11 protein-coding genes and 1 pseudogene are annotated in these 17,024 nt (G+C 51.7%); 10 read left to right on the top strand and 2 right to left on the bottom strand.

All coding sequences use genetic code 11. The features are described from left to right. Positions 1–9: 9 nt before the first annotated feature. The 7 genes from murB (at position 10) to BLQ17_RS17850 (ending at position 10,663) form a co-directional block, all read left to right on the top strand. Positions 10–933 carry a UDP-N-acetylmuramate dehydrogenase gene (gene murB, locus BLQ17_RS17880; protein WP_092225349.1) on the top strand — a complete coding sequence of 308 codons (924 nt, stop codon included), beginning with the start codon at positions 10–12 and terminating at the stop codon, positions 931–933. Between the two features lie 76 nt (positions 934–1,009). After that, positions 1,010–1,939, top strand: coding sequence for a cell division protein FtsQ/DivIB (locus BLQ17_RS17875; protein ID WP_176761301.1), 930 nt, complete (start codon positions 1,010–1,012; stop codon positions 1,937–1,939). Between the two features lie 10 nt (positions 1,940–1,949). Beyond that, positions 1,950–3,242 carry a cell division protein FtsA gene (ftsA, locus tag BLQ17_RS17870; RefSeq protein WP_092225344.1) on the top strand — a complete coding sequence of 431 codons (1,293 nt, stop codon included), beginning with the start codon at positions 1,950–1,952 and terminating at the stop codon, positions 3,240–3,242. A 118-nt stretch (positions 3,243–3,360) separates the two neighbouring features. Next, positions 3,361–4,584 (top strand): cell division protein FtsZ, encoded by a 1,224-nt coding sequence (ftsZ, locus tag BLQ17_RS17865; protein ID WP_092225342.1) that lies wholly within the window; start codon positions 3,361–3,363, stop codon positions 4,582–4,584. Between the two features lie 103 nt (positions 4,585–4,687). Further along, the gene (locus tag BLQ17_RS17860; protein WP_092225340.1) at positions 4,688–6,154 is read left to right on the top strand and encodes a two-component system sensor histidine kinase NtrB; all 1,467 of its coding nucleotides are present in this window, start codon (positions 4,688–4,690) and stop codon (positions 6,152–6,154) included. Positions 6,155–6,550: 396 nt separating this feature from the next. Beyond that, positions 6,551–8,278 (top strand): FAD-dependent oxidoreductase, encoded by a 1,728-nt coding sequence (locus BLQ17_RS17855; RefSeq protein ID WP_092225338.1) that lies wholly within the window; start codon positions 6,551–6,553, stop codon positions 8,276–8,278. 153 nt (positions 8,279–8,431) lie between these two features. After that, a complete protein-coding gene (locus BLQ17_RS17850; RefSeq protein ID WP_092225336.1) occupies positions 8,432–10,663 on the top strand; it encodes a sensor domain-containing protein in 2,232 nt (743 codons plus the stop codon). Positions 10,664–10,772: 109 nt separating this feature from the next. Here the strand turns inward: BLQ17_RS17850 and BLQ17_RS17845 are convergent, their stop codons facing one another. After that, complete coding sequence (locus BLQ17_RS17845; RefSeq protein WP_176761300.1) at positions 10,773–11,720, bottom strand: Mut7-C RNAse domain-containing protein; 948 nt, start codon at positions 11,718–11,720, stop codon at positions 10,773–10,775. Between the two features lie 106 nt (positions 11,721–11,826). Then, positions 11,827–12,267, bottom strand: coding sequence for a VOC family protein (locus BLQ17_RS17840; protein ID WP_092225332.1), 441 nt, complete (start codon positions 12,265–12,267; stop codon positions 11,827–11,829). A 384-nt stretch (positions 12,268–12,651) separates the two neighbouring features. On the opposite strand from BLQ17_RS17840, the gene BLQ17_RS17835 reads away from it, so the two are divergent. The 3 genes and pseudogenes from BLQ17_RS17835 to BLQ17_RS17825 form a co-directional block, all read left to right on the top strand. Further along, complete coding sequence (locus BLQ17_RS17835; protein WP_176761299.1) at positions 12,652–14,790, top strand: sensor histidine kinase; 2,139 nt, start codon at positions 12,652–12,654, stop codon at positions 14,788–14,790. Further along, positions 14,784–16,217: a sigma-54-dependent transcriptional regulator gene (locus BLQ17_RS17830; protein WP_092225328.1), complete on the top strand. Its 1,434-nt coding sequence runs from the start codon at positions 14,784–14,786 to the stop codon at positions 16,215–16,217. Before BLQ17_RS17835 ends, BLQ17_RS17830 begins: the two co-directional genes overlap by 7 nt. Positions 16,218–16,790: 573 nt before the next feature. Then, a pseudogene (locus BLQ17_RS17825) lies at positions 16,791–17,024 on the top strand (sodium:solute symporter family protein); the annotation flags it as partial.

Raw genomic sequence — 17,024 nt, 5'->3', positions numbered from 1 at the left:
GGAGAGAAAATGAAAGCGGCCCACAAGGACAGAATAGTCGAGCTGGTTCCGTCCGGCGTGATCTTTGACTGTACCCTTGACAGGTATACCTCCTTTGCCATCGGAGGCCCTGCAGCTGCCGTCGTGCGGGTAAACAGAACCAGCGACCTGCAGCCGCTGCTCACTTTCTTCAGAGAGCAACAGCTTGCCTGGCGTGTTCTCGGACGGGGCACCAACGTACTGGTGCGTGACGAGGGGTTTGACGGCGTTGTCGTGCTTCTTGGCGACGGTTTCAGGCAAGTGTGCTGGACCACTGATGAACACACGGGAAAAACAGTGGTGCGGGCCGGCGGCGGCCTGGGGCTGGGAAACCTGTCTCACCTCTGTGCCGACCGCGGACTGTCGGGGATAGAGTTCTGCTGCGGTATTCCCGGGACGGTTGGGGGAGCGGTTGTCATGAACGCCGGTGCCTGGGGAGGAGAAATCTCGCAGGTGATAACGGAGGTTGAGGTGGTAACCGCCGATGGGGTGGTGGTACTTGGAAAGGATGATCTTCATTTTTCCTACAGGTCGTTTCCCGGATTCAGCAGGTTCCAGGGGCACGGCATAGTGTCATCGGCCGTTTTTGTGCTGGATCTAGGCGATGGCGAAAAAATTCGCCAGAGATGCCGGGAGGTAATGGAAAAACGGTCACAGCTTCAGCCGACGGGATACCCAAATGCGGGCTCTTTTTTCAAGAATCCTCCCGGGGAAAGTGCCGGAAAACTCATAGATCTCTGCGGGCTGAAGGGGATGAAGCTTGGCGGCGCCATGGTTTCAAGCAAACATGGTAATTTCCTGGTAAACCGTGATCATGCGACCGCCCGGGACGTGCTTTCCCTGATGCGCCACATTCAGCAGAAGGTAAGAGAACAACATGGAATAAACCTGGAGCCGGAAATTCATATTCTCTGACATGGTTAAAAAAGGCATATATTTCATACAAAAACTGTCTGGACGGTTCAGCACCAGAAAGAACAGGCGATATCAGGTGAAACCGCTGTGGGCGAAAAACCTGCCGGGGCAGAACGATCACCTGTCGAGACCCAGAAACAGGGTCGCGCTGATCAAGCAGTGGCTGGCGATGAAAAACAGCAGGCCCCAGCAGAGTTATCGTTCGGCGAGAAAAACAAAAAAGAGAATTGTCCTGACAGGGACGGCAACAATCGCGGTAACTCTTTTTCTGATATTTTTCATCCTCGACGGCCAAGCGAGGTTGCGCCGCGCGGTGGAATCGATAACGATGTTCCAGGTAAGTGAACTGCTAATAACCGGTAACGGCATCGTAGCTGATCAGGTTCTCAAGGATGCTTCGGGAATAACTCTCTACCAGACAAGTCTTTTGGTGTTGAATAAGCAAAAGCTTAAAGATAGAATTGAATCCGTACCGTGGATTGCCTCCGCCGAGATCGTCAGGACCTGGCCTTCGACGGTGGAGATTGCGGTACAGGAAAATATTCCTCTTGCGCTGATACATGGAAGTGCTAAGACGGGGGCCGAATTTTACTACATGGATAAGAACGGGGTCTCTTTTCTTCCGGTAACTCCCGGCGGCAATATCGATTTTCCCGTCGTTACCGGGCTGGCTGAACTGCCGGAGGGCAGTGTGCGGCAAAAGGCGTTTGCGGAGGTGTTGTTGTTTTTAAAAAAAGTCAGGGGAAACGACCCGCACCTGCCGCTGCAGTCACTCTCAGAAGTACATGTTACCCCGGAAGGAGAAATGGTTGTCTATCTGGTGGATTATACGTTTCCCATCTTTTTTGGCAACGGCAACACCGGTCAGAAGTACGCGCGGCTTGTTCAGGTACTCAAGGCTCTTTATAAAAAGGGTAAAGGCAGTAACCTTATTTCAGAAATAGAATATATCCAGATGGATTATCTGCAGGATAAAGTGCTGGTGGCACAGACTGGATCAGAATAGAAAGACAGCAATGGACGACAAGAAAATAGATATCGAGCTTGACAGGGCGGAACTGGTGGTGGCGGATTCCGATGGCGATCAACCTGACAATTACAGGACGGGCGAACTGGTTGTCGGGCTGGATATAGGGACCACCAAAATCTGCTGTGTCGTGGGCGAGGTATCCGGAAACGATATAGAGATTATCGGGGTCGGTACGGTTCCATCCAAGGGGCTCAAAAAAGGTGTGGTTGTCAATATCGAGTCGACGGTTGATTCGATCCGGGAGGCGGTGAGGCTCGCCGAGGAAGATGCCGGATGCGATCTGCGCTCGACATATGTCTATGTCGGGATTGCGGGCAACCATATCAAGGGATTCAACAGTCCCGGAATCATTGCGGTCAACAACAGGGAAATAAAGCAGGTTGATATTGATGAAGTGATTGCCGCAGCCCGTACCGTCAAGATTTCCGAAAATCAGCAGATCATCCATGTAATGCCCCAGGAATACATGGTTGATGATCACACCGGCATCCAGAATCCTATCGGCATGACCGGTGTCCGGCTTGTGACCAATGTCCATATCGTCACCGCCGATATCGGCGCAGTTCATAATCTGGTTACCTGCTGCAACAAGGCCGGACTTGAGGTCGCCGAACTGGTTCTTGAATCCATCGCCTCCGCCAATGCGGTCCTGAGCAGGGACGAGATGGAGCTTGGGGTGGCCCTCATTGATATCGGTGGAGGAACCACCGACCTTGCGGTATTTTGCGACGGAACAATACGTCATACCTGTGAGATAGGTCTGGGGGGACATAACCTGACCAATGATCTTTCGGTGGGGCTGCGAACGCCGTTGCAGGAGGCCGAACGTCTCAAGGAAGACTATGGGGGAGCGATTTCCTCGGTCATTAAACCGAACCTGGTCGTGGACGTGCCCACTGTAGGCGACCGCGAACCGCGCAAGGTAACCCAGAAGGTACTCGTTGACATCATCGAGGCGAGAATCGTTGAAATCCTTGAAATGATGAACAGCGAGCTGGTGGCCTCGGGCCAGAAAAACAAGATTAACGGCGGGGTCGTCATCACTGGCGGTACCGGGTTGCTGCCCAATCTTGTGGAGCTTGCCGAGCAGATTTTCGATATTCCAGTACGAATCGGCTACCCGACAGGTATGTCGGGCAAGGTCGATGTGCTCCACAGTCCACGCTGCACCACCGGGGCGGGACTCGTGATGTTCGGGCGCGACAAGCGCGACGAGATGTCCCGCAAGGAAAATACACTGGTCAGTCGTGTGAAAGACTGGATAAAAAAAATCATGTAGAAATTTTAGATTTTTGTTTGAGTGGCTCAAACAGGATGCTATAGTATGTAAGACTTAAAAATATTTATACTTTATCTCCACTGTGAGTGGTTGTTTAAGGTCATATCAGGGGGTATATATGCCGTTTAGGATGGCAGAATCAGACAATGTTGCGGTAGTCAAGGTTTTCGGGGTTGGCGGCGGAGGCGGAAATGCCATTAACACCATGGTTGCGAATAGACTGCAGGGTGTGGAATTTATAGCAGCAAATACTGATAAACAGGCCCTGAATCAATCCCAGGCAGATGTCTGCCTCCAGCTTGGACCGAACATTACCAAGGGACTTGGGGCAGGTGCTGATCCCGAAACCGGAAGTATGGCGGCAACGGAGTCCCTGGAGGAGATAAAGGAGATCCTCCGGGGCTGTGACATGGTTTTTGTTACCGCCGGGCTGGGAGGCGGCACCGGAACCGGGGCGGCGCCGGTGGTTGCCAAGGTAAGCAAGGAACTGGGGGCGCTCACCGTCGCCGTCGTGACCAAGCCGTTCAGTTTTGAAGGAAAATTCCGTGCTCGAAACGCTGAGGACGGGTGGCAGGAACTGCAGAAATATGCGGACACCATCATCACCGTGCCCAACGACAGGCTGCTTTCCATCATGCAGAAAAACAGCAAGTTGTCGGAAATGCTGGCGATGGCGGATAACGTGCTGCTCCAGGCGGTTAAGGGAATTACCGACCTGATCAATGTGCCGGGACTGATCAATGCGGATTTCGCCGACCTTAAAACGGTTATGAAAGAGGTTGGACCGGCAATCATGGGGGCCGGAGAAGCCGTCGGCGAGGGACGAGCCGTGGAAGCGGCAAAAAGAGCAATCGACAATCAACTTCTCGAGGATTTCGGTATTGACGGGGCAAGGGGCCTGCTCATAAACATCTCAGCCTCTGAAGAAACTTTTACCATGGCTGAGTTTATGGAAGCTTCGGCACTTATCCAGGAAAAAGTCGATGACGATGCCAAGGTGGTTATCGGTGCCCTGTATGACGACAGTCTTGGGGACGAAATGCATGTTACCGTTATTGCCACCGGGGTAGGAGGGATGGTTAAGCAGCAGGAAACGATAACCCCCACCGAGAAGCCACAGAGCCAGCCTCCCCAGGTGAGAAGAGAGGTCGAGCCGATCAAGACCGGAACCCCCGCCGCACCAAACAGAAATCCACGGGTTGCCAGGCTGCCGAGTTCAAATTTCGAGACCCATGACAATCCTGGCAATCCTAAAGCTTCAGGTGAAACGACGGCCAGCTCGATGAACTGGAACGATGACTATCTGGAGACACCGACCTACCTGCGCAAAAAAGCCAACTGATGCATCAAGGGAGAAGGTCGAACTATACAGCAACGGAGCAGGACATGATGGCTCCGGCCCGTTGCTGTTCAGTTTCGCTTTCTCTTGTCCGGGGTGATCGCTGATGGCCTTCGGAAACAACCTTCACAATTTTCATTCGATCTCAGAAGACAGCCTGGCGGAATCGGGTCTGGGGTCGTTCAAGCTGGTCAAGTATTTCTCTTTTAGCAGCCTCGGGGTAATTCTTGTTTTTACTCTGCTTCTCTCCTGGTTCATTTCCAACAACGCGCGCAAGGTGATGCTTGAGCAGAACGAGGAATATTCTCTTCTGTTGGCGGAAAATCTCAACCAGCAGGTGTTTCGGCGTTTCGTGCTTCCGGCTGTTATCCGCTACGGCGGTATTGCCTTGCGCAAACCCGAGCAGTTCGAACTGCTTGACTCGGTAATAAAGAGCGTTACCCAGGGCCTTAAAATAGATTCCGTGACCATTTATGACTCCAGCGTGAACATTATCTCCTATTCGACGGTTCCCGACCTGGTCGGCCTGAAGGATGCGGGCGGGACGGAATACCAGAAGGCGCTGGAGGGGATCCCCAACTCCAGGCTGGAATACAGTGGAACTGTATTCAGCCAGCTGCACATAGGTAAAGACGTGCAGTGTGAGCTTCGCACTTTTATACCGTTCAGGCAGGTACGCCGCGACGGTGAAGAAGGCGACGTGATCATGGGGGTTATAGAGATCGAGAAGGATCTGTCGCGGAGCTATTCGAGCATACTCGATTTTCAGGGACAAATTATTGTCATCTCTTCCGTTCTTATGTCCATCCTGTTCCTGGTTCTTCGCCTGATTGTATCAAGGGCCGGCGAAATAATAGAAAAGCGGGCGGTCGAACGGCAGAAACTGGAAGAAAAGTTGAATCAGGCGGAAAGACTTGCTCACCTTGGAACCATGGTGGCGACTGTCAGTCATGAGATAAAAAGTCCTTTGGGGATTGTTCGCAGCACTGCCGAAATACTTGCAAAACGTATAGAAAAAATCGCGCCGGGAAATGAACACCTGGCGAGGATCGTCGTTGATGAAACCGTGAGGCTCAACGATATTGTGGTTGAATTTCTAGATTTTGCGCGGCCGCAAAAGCCTGCCCTGCAGCCGGGTTCGGTGAACAGCGTGGTACACAGGGTGCTTGATTTCATCTCCCCGGAGCTCAAAAACAGAAAGGTTGAACTTGTCGCCGATCTTGCCCCCGGCCTTGTCAGCAACCTGATCGATCAGGAACTTTTGTACCGGGCACTGATAAATATAATTGTCAACAGCCTGCAGGCCATGGAAAACGGCGGACAACTGCAGATAACCACACGGTTGGGAGCTGAGAAGCAGACGGAACTTATCGTAAAAGACAGCGGCATCGGCATGTCGGCGGAGAAATGCAAACAGATCTTTAAACCGTTTTTCACCGATAAGAACAAAGGTACCGGCCTTGGGCTTGCGATAACGAGAAATATTGTCGACGGTCACCATGGGGAGATTGAGGTGGCAAGCGAAGAGAATGTCGGCACCATCTTTACCATCTCTCTGCCTCCGTTGCCATAACTACACCCTCATATATCCCGCCCTGGTGGACAAAGAGTGTGCTTTACGGTGTCTGCAGCTTGAATTCTCCTGAACGGTTCTTGTGGATTTCTTGGTCAGCCTGACTCTGTTTCGTTGAAAATGTGATCTATATATCCTGGTTTGAACACTTGATATGTTGCTCTTGCCAATACATTGATCTTAGCTCAGCCGGGCGGCTGCTTTTTTATCGCAGGATCAAAGGGGGGAGGGTGGGATACGGTGGAAATTATAGAACTAAAATAGGAACTTTTTTGAAAGACTATTGTTTTTTTTTACCTTTACTGTTCATATGATTGAAACTGACAAGTGGTTATCGGTATGAAAAATGACCTGAAAAAATAAGTCTTTTGCAAACAACAGCAGGTGGTTAGGCCAATGGCGGAAAAAATTATAATAATCGGTGGGGTGGCGGCTGGTCCAAAGGCTGCCTGTCGTGTGAAGAGGCTCCTTCCCGGAGCCGAAGTTACCATTATCGATCAGGATAGCCTGATTTCTTACGGCGGATGCGGCATCCCCTATTATGTCTCGGGGGATGTGGCTGATGAAAAGGAACTCCGTTCAACCAGTTTTCATATGGTCCGGGATGAGTATTTTTTTGAGAAGGCAAAAGGGGTGCATGCCTTGACCTCCACCCGGGCGCTGGCCATAGACCGTAAAAACAAGACGGTTGATGTTGAGGATCTGAACACAGGCAAAGTCAGCAGTCTGCCTTACGATACCCTGATGCTGGCAACCGGCAGTACCCCGGTTCAGCTTCCCGTTCCCGGGGCAGACAGCTCCAATGTCTTCACCATAAGCGACCTGCACAAGGCTGTTGCGATCAAGGAGATGATCGCTAAAGGGCTGGTGAGCAGGGCCGTGGTGATCGGCGGCGGGGCCATAGGTGTTGAAATGGCGGAAGCTCTGTCCGATTTATGGGGAGTGGAAACTTCGCTGATAGAGTATATGGACCAGCTGCTGCCGGGTATTGTCGACAAACCGATGGCCAGGATTCTTGAAAAAAACCTGCGTGACAACAACATCGACCTGTACCTGAATGAGGCCGCCGAACAAATTATCACCGAAAACGGCAAGGGGGTGGCGGTACGGACAGCAAAAAGTACGCTTGACACCGATCTGATAATAATGGCCGCAGGGATAAGGGCCAGATCAGAACTGGCACGGGATGCGGGGCTTCTGGTCGGTGCAACCGGAGGCATTGTGGTGAACGAGCGTATGCAGACTTCCGACCCCGATATTTATGCCGCGGGTGATTGTGTCGAGATTATGCACCTGGTTTCCGGACAAAAATTTATCGCGCCTTTTGGCTCCATGGCCAACAAGGAGGGAAGGGTCGCCGCGGATAACATGGCAAAAATTCCATCAACCTTTAAAGGCGGGGTGGGAAGTTTTATCGTCAAAGCGTTCGATGTATCGCTCGGCGCTGTGGGACTGAGTCTGCAGGCGGCGCGCGCGGCGGGTTTTGACGCTGAGCTGTCGCTGTCTTCGCCTTCCGACAGGGCTCATTTCTATCCGGGCCAGGATATCATGTGCATCGGGCTGGTTTTTGATCGCCGTACCAGAAAAGTGCTCGGGCTGCAGGGCACCGGGCCGGTTACCGACGGATTGTCCGCCAGGATCGACGCCGCCGCGGTTGCCCTTTGCGCAGGCGCAACGCTGGATGATTTCTCCAATATCGAAATGGCCTATTCTCCGCCGTTTTCACCGGCCATCGACCCTATCAATGCCGCCGCCTATATCGCCGATAACCTCTGCGATAATCGCATGCGTCAGTTGAGCCTGGAGCAGTTTTACGCTTGGATGGAAAGCCCTGCGACCAACCCCGAACGAGTGGTGCTCGATGTGCGGCACCCAAACCAGGCCGAACCGTTTGTCGAGGCCTTTGGCGCCGACTTCTGGCTCTCCCTGCCCTACGACGAGGTTCGGGATCGTTTTGCTGAGCTTCCCCGGGACAAGGAGCTGGTTATATTCTGCAATGCCGGGTCAAGATCGTTTGAAGTACAGGTTTTTCTCGATCATGTCGGCTACGGCAACAATATCGTATTGCCGGGCGGCTTTAACGTTATCCGCAGGATGGGTGCCGACTGGCTCCCCGTGGATTAAACAATGCCCTTGCCACCCAAGTCCTGACGAACTTGTCCGGACTGGGGTGGCAAGCATGTTTTTTCAGCTGGAAAACCTCGTCGAAAAATTTTTTATACCCGGGATTGTTCCGAAAAGACGGCTGTTGCCAAATGATACCGCGGCGCAGAAACGATGCAACGCGGCTACGATGACTTTGTCGTGCTAAGATGTGCAACCGAAAAACTACTACTGCGCGCTTTACCCAATATGAAATCCGTGAATTTCCCCAATAACGTCCTGGCAGACGAAGATAATGCCGTACCGATAGTTACTGTTTCCGGTTGCCGCCAGGATATTTTCCTGGCCTGTCCGGCGGTGGTTTATCTCTGCCATGGGGATAACGATTTTGCCATCACCTTTGTCAGCGACAATATTAAACACCAGTTCGGATATGAGCGCAGCGATTTTGAGGGGAAATCCGCTTTCTGGCTGGACAGGATCCATCCGGACGACAGAGCCAGGGTAATAAAAAATCTGGCAACGCTTCCAGCATCTGAAACGGTCATCCAGGAATACCGGCTGCTCAATAAAAAAGGGAGATATCGTTGGGTACGGGATGAGCTGCGGATGGTGGCGTCAAAAGACGGCGGGGGCAGGGAAATTGTCGGCAGCTGGCTTGATATAACCGAACACAAGGTGATCGAGCAAAAACTGCGTACCAGTCGGGCGTATCTGGAAGAAGTGCAGCGAATAGGCCGCATTGGCAGCTGGGATTGGGATATTGAGAACAACAGTTTTCATTGTTCCGCTGAGTTCTATCGAATACTTGGTGCGGATCCCGACACTTTTGTTTTCTCCATAGACGCACTTTGCGGTGCGGTACACAGGGAAAATCAGGCCCAGGTGAGAATGGAACTGGAAAAGGCTCTGGCCAGCGGCGGATCCTACAGCATCAATTGCCGGATAGACTCCGGCGATAGCGTCACCCGTTATGTCTATTTTCAGGGACAGGTTACCCTGGGCGACGGCAACCAACCGGTGCGGGCGACCGGGACCGTTCTCGACGTCACCGACTTCAAACTCATCGAACAGGATCTGGAAAAAAAACAGTCCCACCTCAACTATCTCGCCTATTATGATTCATTGACGGGGCTCCCCAACAGGGAGCTGTTTCAGGATCGTCTTACCAGGGCGGTGAAAAGGGTCGAACGCACCAAGGCAATGACTGCTCTTCTCTTTCTCGATCTTGACCTGTTTAAAAAGATCAACGACACCATGGGGCATAGGGCCGGAGATAAGCTCCTGCTGCAAGTGGCTGAACGGATGACCGTTCATCTGCGGTACGCCGTGGATACAATCGCCCGTTTTGGTGGGGACGAATTTGTCATTCTGATAGAGGATGTTTCGGAGATCAAGTACGTTGCCCGCATTGCCCAGAGAATCCTCAACAGTCTGGAGTCGCCTTTCTTTCTCGATAACCGGAAATGTTATGTGTCCGCCAGTATCGGCATAAGTGTGTGCCGTTCCAGCGATGAAGAAAATGAAAGTCTGCTCAAACGTGCCGATGTCGCCATGTATGAGGCGAAAAAGTGCGGTAGGAATACTTTCCGGTTTTATTCCCGGGAAATGGACATCCGCGCTCATGAATTTCTGCTTCTGGAAAATGATCTCCGGCAGGCGCTGGAAAATGATGAGTTTATCCTGCATTACCAGCCGAAACTGGAATTGTCGTCCGGTCGGGTTTTCGGGGTGGAGGCTCTGTTGCGGTGGCACCATCCTGAAAAAGGGCTGATTGCTCCCGGCGACTTTATTCCGCTGCTTGAAGAGAGCGGGTTGATTGTGCCGGTAGGCAAAAAAGTGCTCCAGTCGGCCTGCGCTTACGCCAAATCATTGCAGGAAGCGGGAATCCCGCCGCTGCAGATGAGCGTCAATATATCCATGTCCCAGTTCAAGGATCCCGGGTTTTTGACGCTGGTCACCGAGATCCTGCAGAAGACATCGCTGGATCCGCGGCTGTTGGAGCTGGAAATAACGGAAAGCGTGGCAATGGAAAATGTCGGAGAGACGATCTCTCGCCTGAAGTCTTTGCGCCAGATGGGAGTCTGTTTGGCCATCGACGATTTTGGCAAGGGGTTCTCCTCTCTGAACCACCTTAAGCATCTGCCTATCACTACCTTGAAAATTGACAAGGGTTTTGTACAGGATGTTCACAAAGATACGCGCGATCTTGCAATCATTGAAGCCATCCTGTTCGTTGCCCAAAAGATCGACTGCGGGGTGATAGCCGAAGGCATTGAAACCAAAGAGCAGCTACGGCTGCTTTGTCAGGCGGGATGCACCAAGGGGCAGGGATATTTTTTCAGTAAGCCACTGGCTGAAAAGGAATTCGCCGCATACTGCGCTGAAAGCGACCGTATTCTTTAGACCGAATCGTTGCAGGAGCTCTTCGCGAAAAAGGTCCTGGCCGTGGGGCCGTGGTGTGTTGTCGTCTCCCAGTGAAATTTTCGGGGCAAGATCGCCGCAGCCAGATCTTTTAAAAGCTTATACGATTACGGATCTGGTCCATGAAAACGGACATCTTATGATGGTGCGATCCTCGCCAGTAGATTTTTCTGCAACCCACACAGCGCATAAAAGATGTGTAGTATTTTTGGGTAAGAGGTTCGAGAAGGTGCAAAATGTCATCCTTGGCAACTTTTGCTAGTATTGCGTTGCATTCCGGGCATCTGGTGAAAATATTCATTTTTCGGCGCAGACCGTAGCGGTCGCACACCTCGCCGATCTGTATCCGGTGATCTTGGGAGCGGATCAGCTGGCCATGGCGCACCTGGGCGCATTTTAGCAGGTCACGGTTGCGTGTTGCGATAATTCGTCCTTCGCGCTCGGCCTGTAGTCCTGTCTGTCTGAAGCTTTTTGCCGGTGCAACCGTCGTGTCGAACCCTGCGAGTCTGAGGTTACGGCCAAGCTTGAGGACGGTCCTGTCCACCATGAATCGAATCGGTTTGCCAATCTCGGGGTGCAGCAGGGTGGGGAGTTTTTGGGTCGTCCGGAAATCAAAGGGGAAAACCACCACGGTCTGGCTGTGTTCAGGGCAAAAGGTGAAGTCGACCTCTGTTCCGCCGGCTTCTATTTTGCCGACTTCGGTGTGGGGAATGCCAAAAGCTTCGATTATATCTTTTATCGATGCTTTTCGGGTTAGCGACAGGCTGAACGACGACGGTCTTTTTTTCGCCGAAAAAAGAGTATGCAGATCGCCTTTGAAGATGAAATAAAGCAACGGGTTGTTCATTTCTTTGAGGTGAATGCTCTTTTTGTGTCGGCGGATATACAGCAGATTAGCCAGAAGGTGGTAGAGGATATCCGCCATGATGTTTTTATATGGTCGTCCAGCTATGTTGCAAGCTGTTGCTGCTCTTTTATTGTAGCATACGCTGGTTGTATGGTGAAGACTGGCTGCTGCCTCAGGCTTTCCGGCGACCATTATTTCCATTATTGGCCGGAAACAGAGACGAATCCGGTTGTCCATAAATGAACGGATATTTAAAGCCCTGCCGGTTCCTGAAACAGGAATAGAGTCCCTGCGAAGGTTATTTCAAGGGATATTCGGCTAACTCCAGCAGAATGTTGTCCGGTCCCTTGAAGTAGACCAGTTTTTTCCCGGTTGCCGGGTAGAGCTGAATCCCGCTGTCGAATCTGACCCCTGCCGCCGCAAGCTTTTCAACCGTCGCTTCAATATTGTCAACGGCAAAGGCGATATGCCTGATTCCTATCCGGTTGGCTTTGCCGATATCCGGTGATTTTCCGGAAACGGGGGATCTGTAGCAGATGAGCTCTATGCGCATCCTTGAACCGGGATGAGTGAGCTCTACATAGTCGGCATCGACGTTTTCAAGCCCGACCACCTCCGAAATCCACACGCCCGACAACCGGCCCCCCGGACCCTTTGTAAATCCCAGCAGTGAAAAAAAATCACAACTTTGTTTGAGATCGCTTACCACGATGTTTACATGATCCGGTCTTGTTATCATCTTCCTGTTCCTGCCTGAGCGTTATATGCTGAGATCGGCCGACGCAGATCAGTGAAATAAAACTGCGGTCAAGGACTCCGGCCGGGGTTACCTTTATCTCCCCTAAAAAAAACGAAAAAAGAGCGGTTGGCAATAATATTTCTGAAAAAAAGAGCTGCCGTTCTGGGGGGCTTGTGCGGATAACTATACCAATACCCTTGCAGAAAAAGAGACAAGGTTTGCCGATTGACAGATATGTTTGCTGTTTTTTGCACATGGTTGTGCAATATTTATCTGCGTTTTGTAGTATTACACCTGATCGTCCGTGGCCGGAACCGGTGATGGACTGTCAAGGCAATGTGGTGTTGGTCCGTTCGGTTCTTATCGATGCTAATCCGGTGGTACATGAATCTTAAGAGAAATATCCTCATAATAGGCGGAATGCTGATGGTGATACTGGTGCTTACCGTGATCACCTATAACAGTACCAGGATTATAACTGAAAAAACTGTGGAGAACCACCAGCAGGGCATTGCGACGGAACTTGCCAACACCGTCGAGCTGTGGCTTGAACAGCATATGAACATAATCGACGCCACCGCCAGGGCGGTGCGGGAGGTGCCCATCGGACACAATCCCGGAACCATGCGTATTCTGCAGATGGCTACCCGGGCAGGGGATTTTGCCGACGTCTACGTCGGTACCAGCGACGGCATCATTATTGTCGGCAGCGGCTGGACGCCGGAGACGTGGTACGATCCGAGAACAAGGCCCTGGTACCGTAAGGGCACCGAGGCCAACCGCGTAGCTTTTACCAGTCCTTACACCGATCTGACGACCATGAGAAAGGTTATAGCCATCACCAAGCCGCTGTGGCTGGGCGACACGTTTGCCGGGGTCCTGAGTTCGGATATTATTCTTGATACCATTAAAAAAAATGTTCTGAACGCGACTATCGGTCACTCCGGGTATTCCTTTATCCTTGACCGGATGGGTACCATCCTGGTTCATCCTGAATCCTCTTACGAGATGCATGTCAGGTTTCAGGATCTCAGCCCTTCGCTTGCCGGGGTGCTCGATTATTTTGCCAACCATCCGAACGGAACGTATGATTACGTATTATCCGGCAGGGATATGATCCTGTCTTACAAAAAGCTGTCCGGATCCGAGTGGTATCTGTGCACCACCGTCGAAAAAAAAGAGGCCTATGATCTGGCCAGGAATACCGCGATGCTTTTCGCCATGGAGGTGGTGTTCAAGATCCTCACGTTTCTTGCGCTGCTGACACTGCTGGTCGTCTGCGGCAGCGGCGCTGCCCTGCTGCTTGCCAAGCGACGGTTTGACACCACCGTCAGCAGTCAGCAGAAACTTCTGTACTGGAAGGAAAAGGACCTCGAAGGGGAGATAAGCCGCCGCAAGGAGATGGAAACCAGGTACCAGACAATTTTTAACATCGCGACCAACGGTATCCTGCTGACCCGGGATAATGTTTATGTGGAGTGCAACGACCGGGCGGCGGAAATGCTGAGAAAAGATCGCCTTGAAATAATCGGCAAATCGATGCTCGACTTTTCCCCGGCGAGCCAGAACGACGGGACCAACAGCATGCAGCGGCTGTCGAAGATACTGGACAGCCTGACTTTAAAAGAAGCGGTAACGTTCAAATGGATGTTTCTGCGTGACGACGGCAGTCAGTTTCCGACCGAGGTGAGCTTGAAAAAATTCCGGCTGGACAACGATGTCGTTATTCTCTCCAGCGTATGGGATATCTCGAAAAGGGAAAACGCCGAAAACCAGTTGAGACAGGCGCAGAAAATGGCCGCCATGGGAGAGATGATAAGCTCAATTGCCCACCAATGGCGCCAGCCGCTCAACGCTCTTGCCACCTATATCGCCAGTATCCAGCCGGCGTATTACAATAAGATGATGGACAAGCAGTTTATCGAAAAACTGGTAACCGAGGCGGATTCACAGATCCAGTTCATGTCCTCGACGATCAACGATTTCAGGGAATATGTCAAACCGTCGAAGCACAAGACGGCCTTTGACGCGACGGCGGCGATTGAGAATGCGGTGAAGCTGATGAAATCCCAGCTCAGCCACAGCCACATCGAGCTGGTGCAAAACAGTGAGACAGCCGGTCGAAAGCTTCTGGTTCTCGGCTACCGAAACGAGTTCGTGCATGTCCTCGTCAATGTGCTGTCAAACGGGAAAGAGGCGATTGAAGGAAAGCGGCGGCTGCAAAAGCAACAGGACCATGAAGGTGCGGATGCAATCACCATAACGGTGAGTGCCACGGAAAAACATGTGGTCATAATTATCCAGGATACCGGGATCGGTATAGAAGAATCCCTGATCGGCAAGATTTTCGATCCCTATTTTACCACCAAGTCAACGGCTGCCGGGACAGGGATAGGACTTTATATGGCCAAGATGATAGTTGAAAAGGAGATGGGGGGAAGTATCACGGTACAGGACTTGAGGCCGGGGGCGCAATTCACCGTCGAGCTGCCTCTGGTGGATGAGGAGGGGGGAAAATGTTGAATTTTAACCACGTTGATACTGAGGTGATTATTGTCGATGATGAAAAATCAGAGCTCGACGCTTACAGTTTCCTACTTAAATCCATGGGGGTCAAAAACGTTACTACCGTGGATGACTCCAGAAAACTGGAGCGGATTCTGGCGGGAAAAAACAACTGTGTGCTGTTTCTCGACCTGAATATGCCGCACAAATCCGGCAGGCAGGTGCTGGTGGAGATGCGAAACAGACACCCCCGGGTGCCGGTTATTATCTGTACCGCTAATTCGGAAATTGAGACGGCGGTGGAGTGCCTCAAACTGGGAGCCCATGACTATCTGGTAAAGCCGGTTAATATGAACACCTTCGGTTCGGCCCTGAGAAATGGTGTTGAGATCTGTACCCTGCGTAACGAATTGTTCTCCCTTAAGGGACTGGTCCATGGTGAAAAACTGAATTCCCCCCAATGCTTTTCGTCTATTATCACCCGGGACCCTGTGATGCATGGAGTTTTCCACTATATTGAAGCCGTTGCGACCAGCGGGCAGCCGGTAATGATACTGGGGGAGACAGGGGCCGGCAAGGAACTGGTGGCCAGGGCGATTCACGACGCCAGCCGGCTTGCGGGGAATTTTGTGGCGGTCGATGTCTCCGGCCTTGACGATCCGCTGTTCAGCGACACCCTCTTCGGTCATGAAAAAGGAGCGTACACCGGAGCGGAGATCGATCGCCGTGGGCTTATTGAGAAAGCGGCCGGCGGGACCCTGTTTCTCGATGAAATCGGCGAGTTGAGCAGAAACAGCCAGATAAAGCTTTTGCGATTGCTGCAGGAAGGTGTCTATTACCCGCTGGGTAGCGATCAGCCGCGAAGATCAACGGCGAGGATTGTAGGTGCGGCGAACAGGGAGTTGAATCACCTGGTGTCGCCCGAAGGTGAATTTCGGATGGATCTGTACTACCGCCTGAGCACCCACCTGATCCGGTTGCCACCGCTCAGGGAAAGGAAAAACGATATCCCCCTGCTGATTTCCCATTTGGCGGAAAAGGCGGCAAAGAGTATGAACCGGAAATGTCCTGAAATCAGCAGGGAGTTTGTTGATACCCTTGTCCGCCACCCCTTCCCCGGCAATGTCCGTGAACTGAAAACCTATATCTATGACGCGGTAGCCCGCTGCAGGAGCGGGGAGTTGACGGTGGATCTCATTGACGAGAGAATGCAGAGTGAAAAGCTGACCGGTTTTCCTGCGGCAACGCTTAATGACAACAGATCCCTTGAAACATTATTCGGACACTTCCCCGAACTTTCCGAGCTTACCCAATATGCAATCGGTGAAGCCCTGGAAAAAAGCGACAATAACCAGAGCAGGGCGGCTGAACTGCTCGGTATCTCCAAACAGGCTCTGAGCAAAAGACTCAAGAGGCGAAGAGCCAAAACGGCTCCGGGGAAGTAAAAGACGCCAGTTTATCGTTTCCCGTGGTAAATGGGACTCATCTTGTAATTGCTGGTCAACTTATGGCTGCGGCGTCAACTTATGTTGACATTGCGGGTTGACGCAATTTTTTCCGCATATCGAGCTCCTGTTTCCATCCCACTGTAATTTTTCGTTATTCACAGTTTTTTCGACGAAACGCGGTTTGGGCGTAAATCTTGCTCTTAGTAGCCAAGACCAGGATGAACCCCGACCGCAATCACTGAAAACGGCGGAAATAACTGAAAACCCCAAAGAGGGTGTCCTCCCCGCTACTCGATAATCGCCGCGCAATGACTGTGTTGGCAACGGGTCTTCCTGAAGGTCTATCGATAATTCTGCAAAACAAAGCTGGCCCTAGAAATAGTTCAAAAAACGTCTGAAAGCTGTAAACCATAAACCTATTCCCAAGAGGAGGTATGTTTTGGCCGTTAACCTTTTTTCGATTTACTATGGCGGAGTGCTTGTTTTTATAGGACTTATTGCGATCTGGCAGTTGCGCAGGGATTTTGCGGAACAACCGGGGACCACCCAAACGGATAAGGAGCAAAACATATGAGTGTCTATGCCATAGGTGTTTTTGCAACCTTTATTGTTTATGTGATCGTGGGAAACTATGCCGGTAAAAAAGTAAAAGGGATGGAAGATTACTATGTGGTCGGCCGCAACGCGCCGACGGTGATGATAGTCGGCACCCTGGTGGCAAGTTTTCTCAGTACTGTGGCTTTTATGGGGGAAACCGGCTTCAGCTATGACGGGTACCCGGTTCTGCTCCTGGTCCTTACCCCG

Origin of the sequence: Desulforhopalus singaporensis (assembly GCF_900104445.1) — a bacterium.
Lineage (GTDB): Bacteria > Desulfobacterota > Desulfobulbia > Desulfobulbales > Desulfocapsaceae > Desulforhopalus_A > Desulforhopalus_A singaporensis.
Note: the sequence above shows the minus strand (reverse complement) of the source record. Positions and strands in the feature narration are given on the sequence as shown.

What these genes read in the sequence shown, in the direction of transcription:
- murB (WP_092225349.1), top strand. Translation starts at nt 10, where the DNA reads ATGAAAGCGGCCCACAAGGACAGAATAGTCGAGCTGGTTCCGTCCGGC.
- ftsA (WP_092225344.1), top strand. Translation starts at nt 1,950, where the DNA reads ATGGACGACAAGAAAATAGATATCGAGCTTGACAGGGCGGAACTGGTG.
- ftsZ (WP_092225342.1), top strand. Translation starts at nt 3,361, where the DNA reads ATGCCGTTTAGGATGGCAGAATCAGACAATGTTGCGGTAGTCAAGGTT.
- BLQ17_RS17860 (WP_092225340.1), top strand. Translation starts at nt 4,688, where the DNA reads ATGGCCTTCGGAAACAACCTTCACAATTTTCATTCGATCTCAGAAGAC.
- BLQ17_RS17855 (WP_092225338.1), top strand. Translation starts at nt 6,551, where the DNA reads ATGGCGGAAAAAATTATAATAATCGGTGGGGTGGCGGCTGGTCCAAAG.
- BLQ17_RS17850 (WP_092225336.1), top strand. Translation starts at nt 8,432, where the DNA reads ATGCAACGCGGCTACGATGACTTTGTCGTGCTAAGATGTGCAACCGAA.
- BLQ17_RS17845 (WP_176761300.1), bottom strand. Translation starts at nt 11,720, where the DNA reads ATGGTCGCCGGAAAGCCTGAGGCAGCAGCCAGTCTTCACCATACAACC.
- BLQ17_RS17840 (WP_092225332.1), bottom strand. Translation starts at nt 12,267, where the DNA reads ATGATAACAAGACCGGATCATGTAAACATCGTGGTAAGCGATCTCAAA.
- BLQ17_RS17835 (WP_176761299.1), top strand. Translation starts at nt 12,652, where the DNA reads ATGAATCTTAAGAGAAATATCCTCATAATAGGCGGAATGCTGATGGTG.
- BLQ17_RS17830 (WP_092225328.1), top strand. Translation starts at nt 14,784, where the DNA reads ATGTTGAATTTTAACCACGTTGATACTGAGGTGATTATTGTCGATGAT.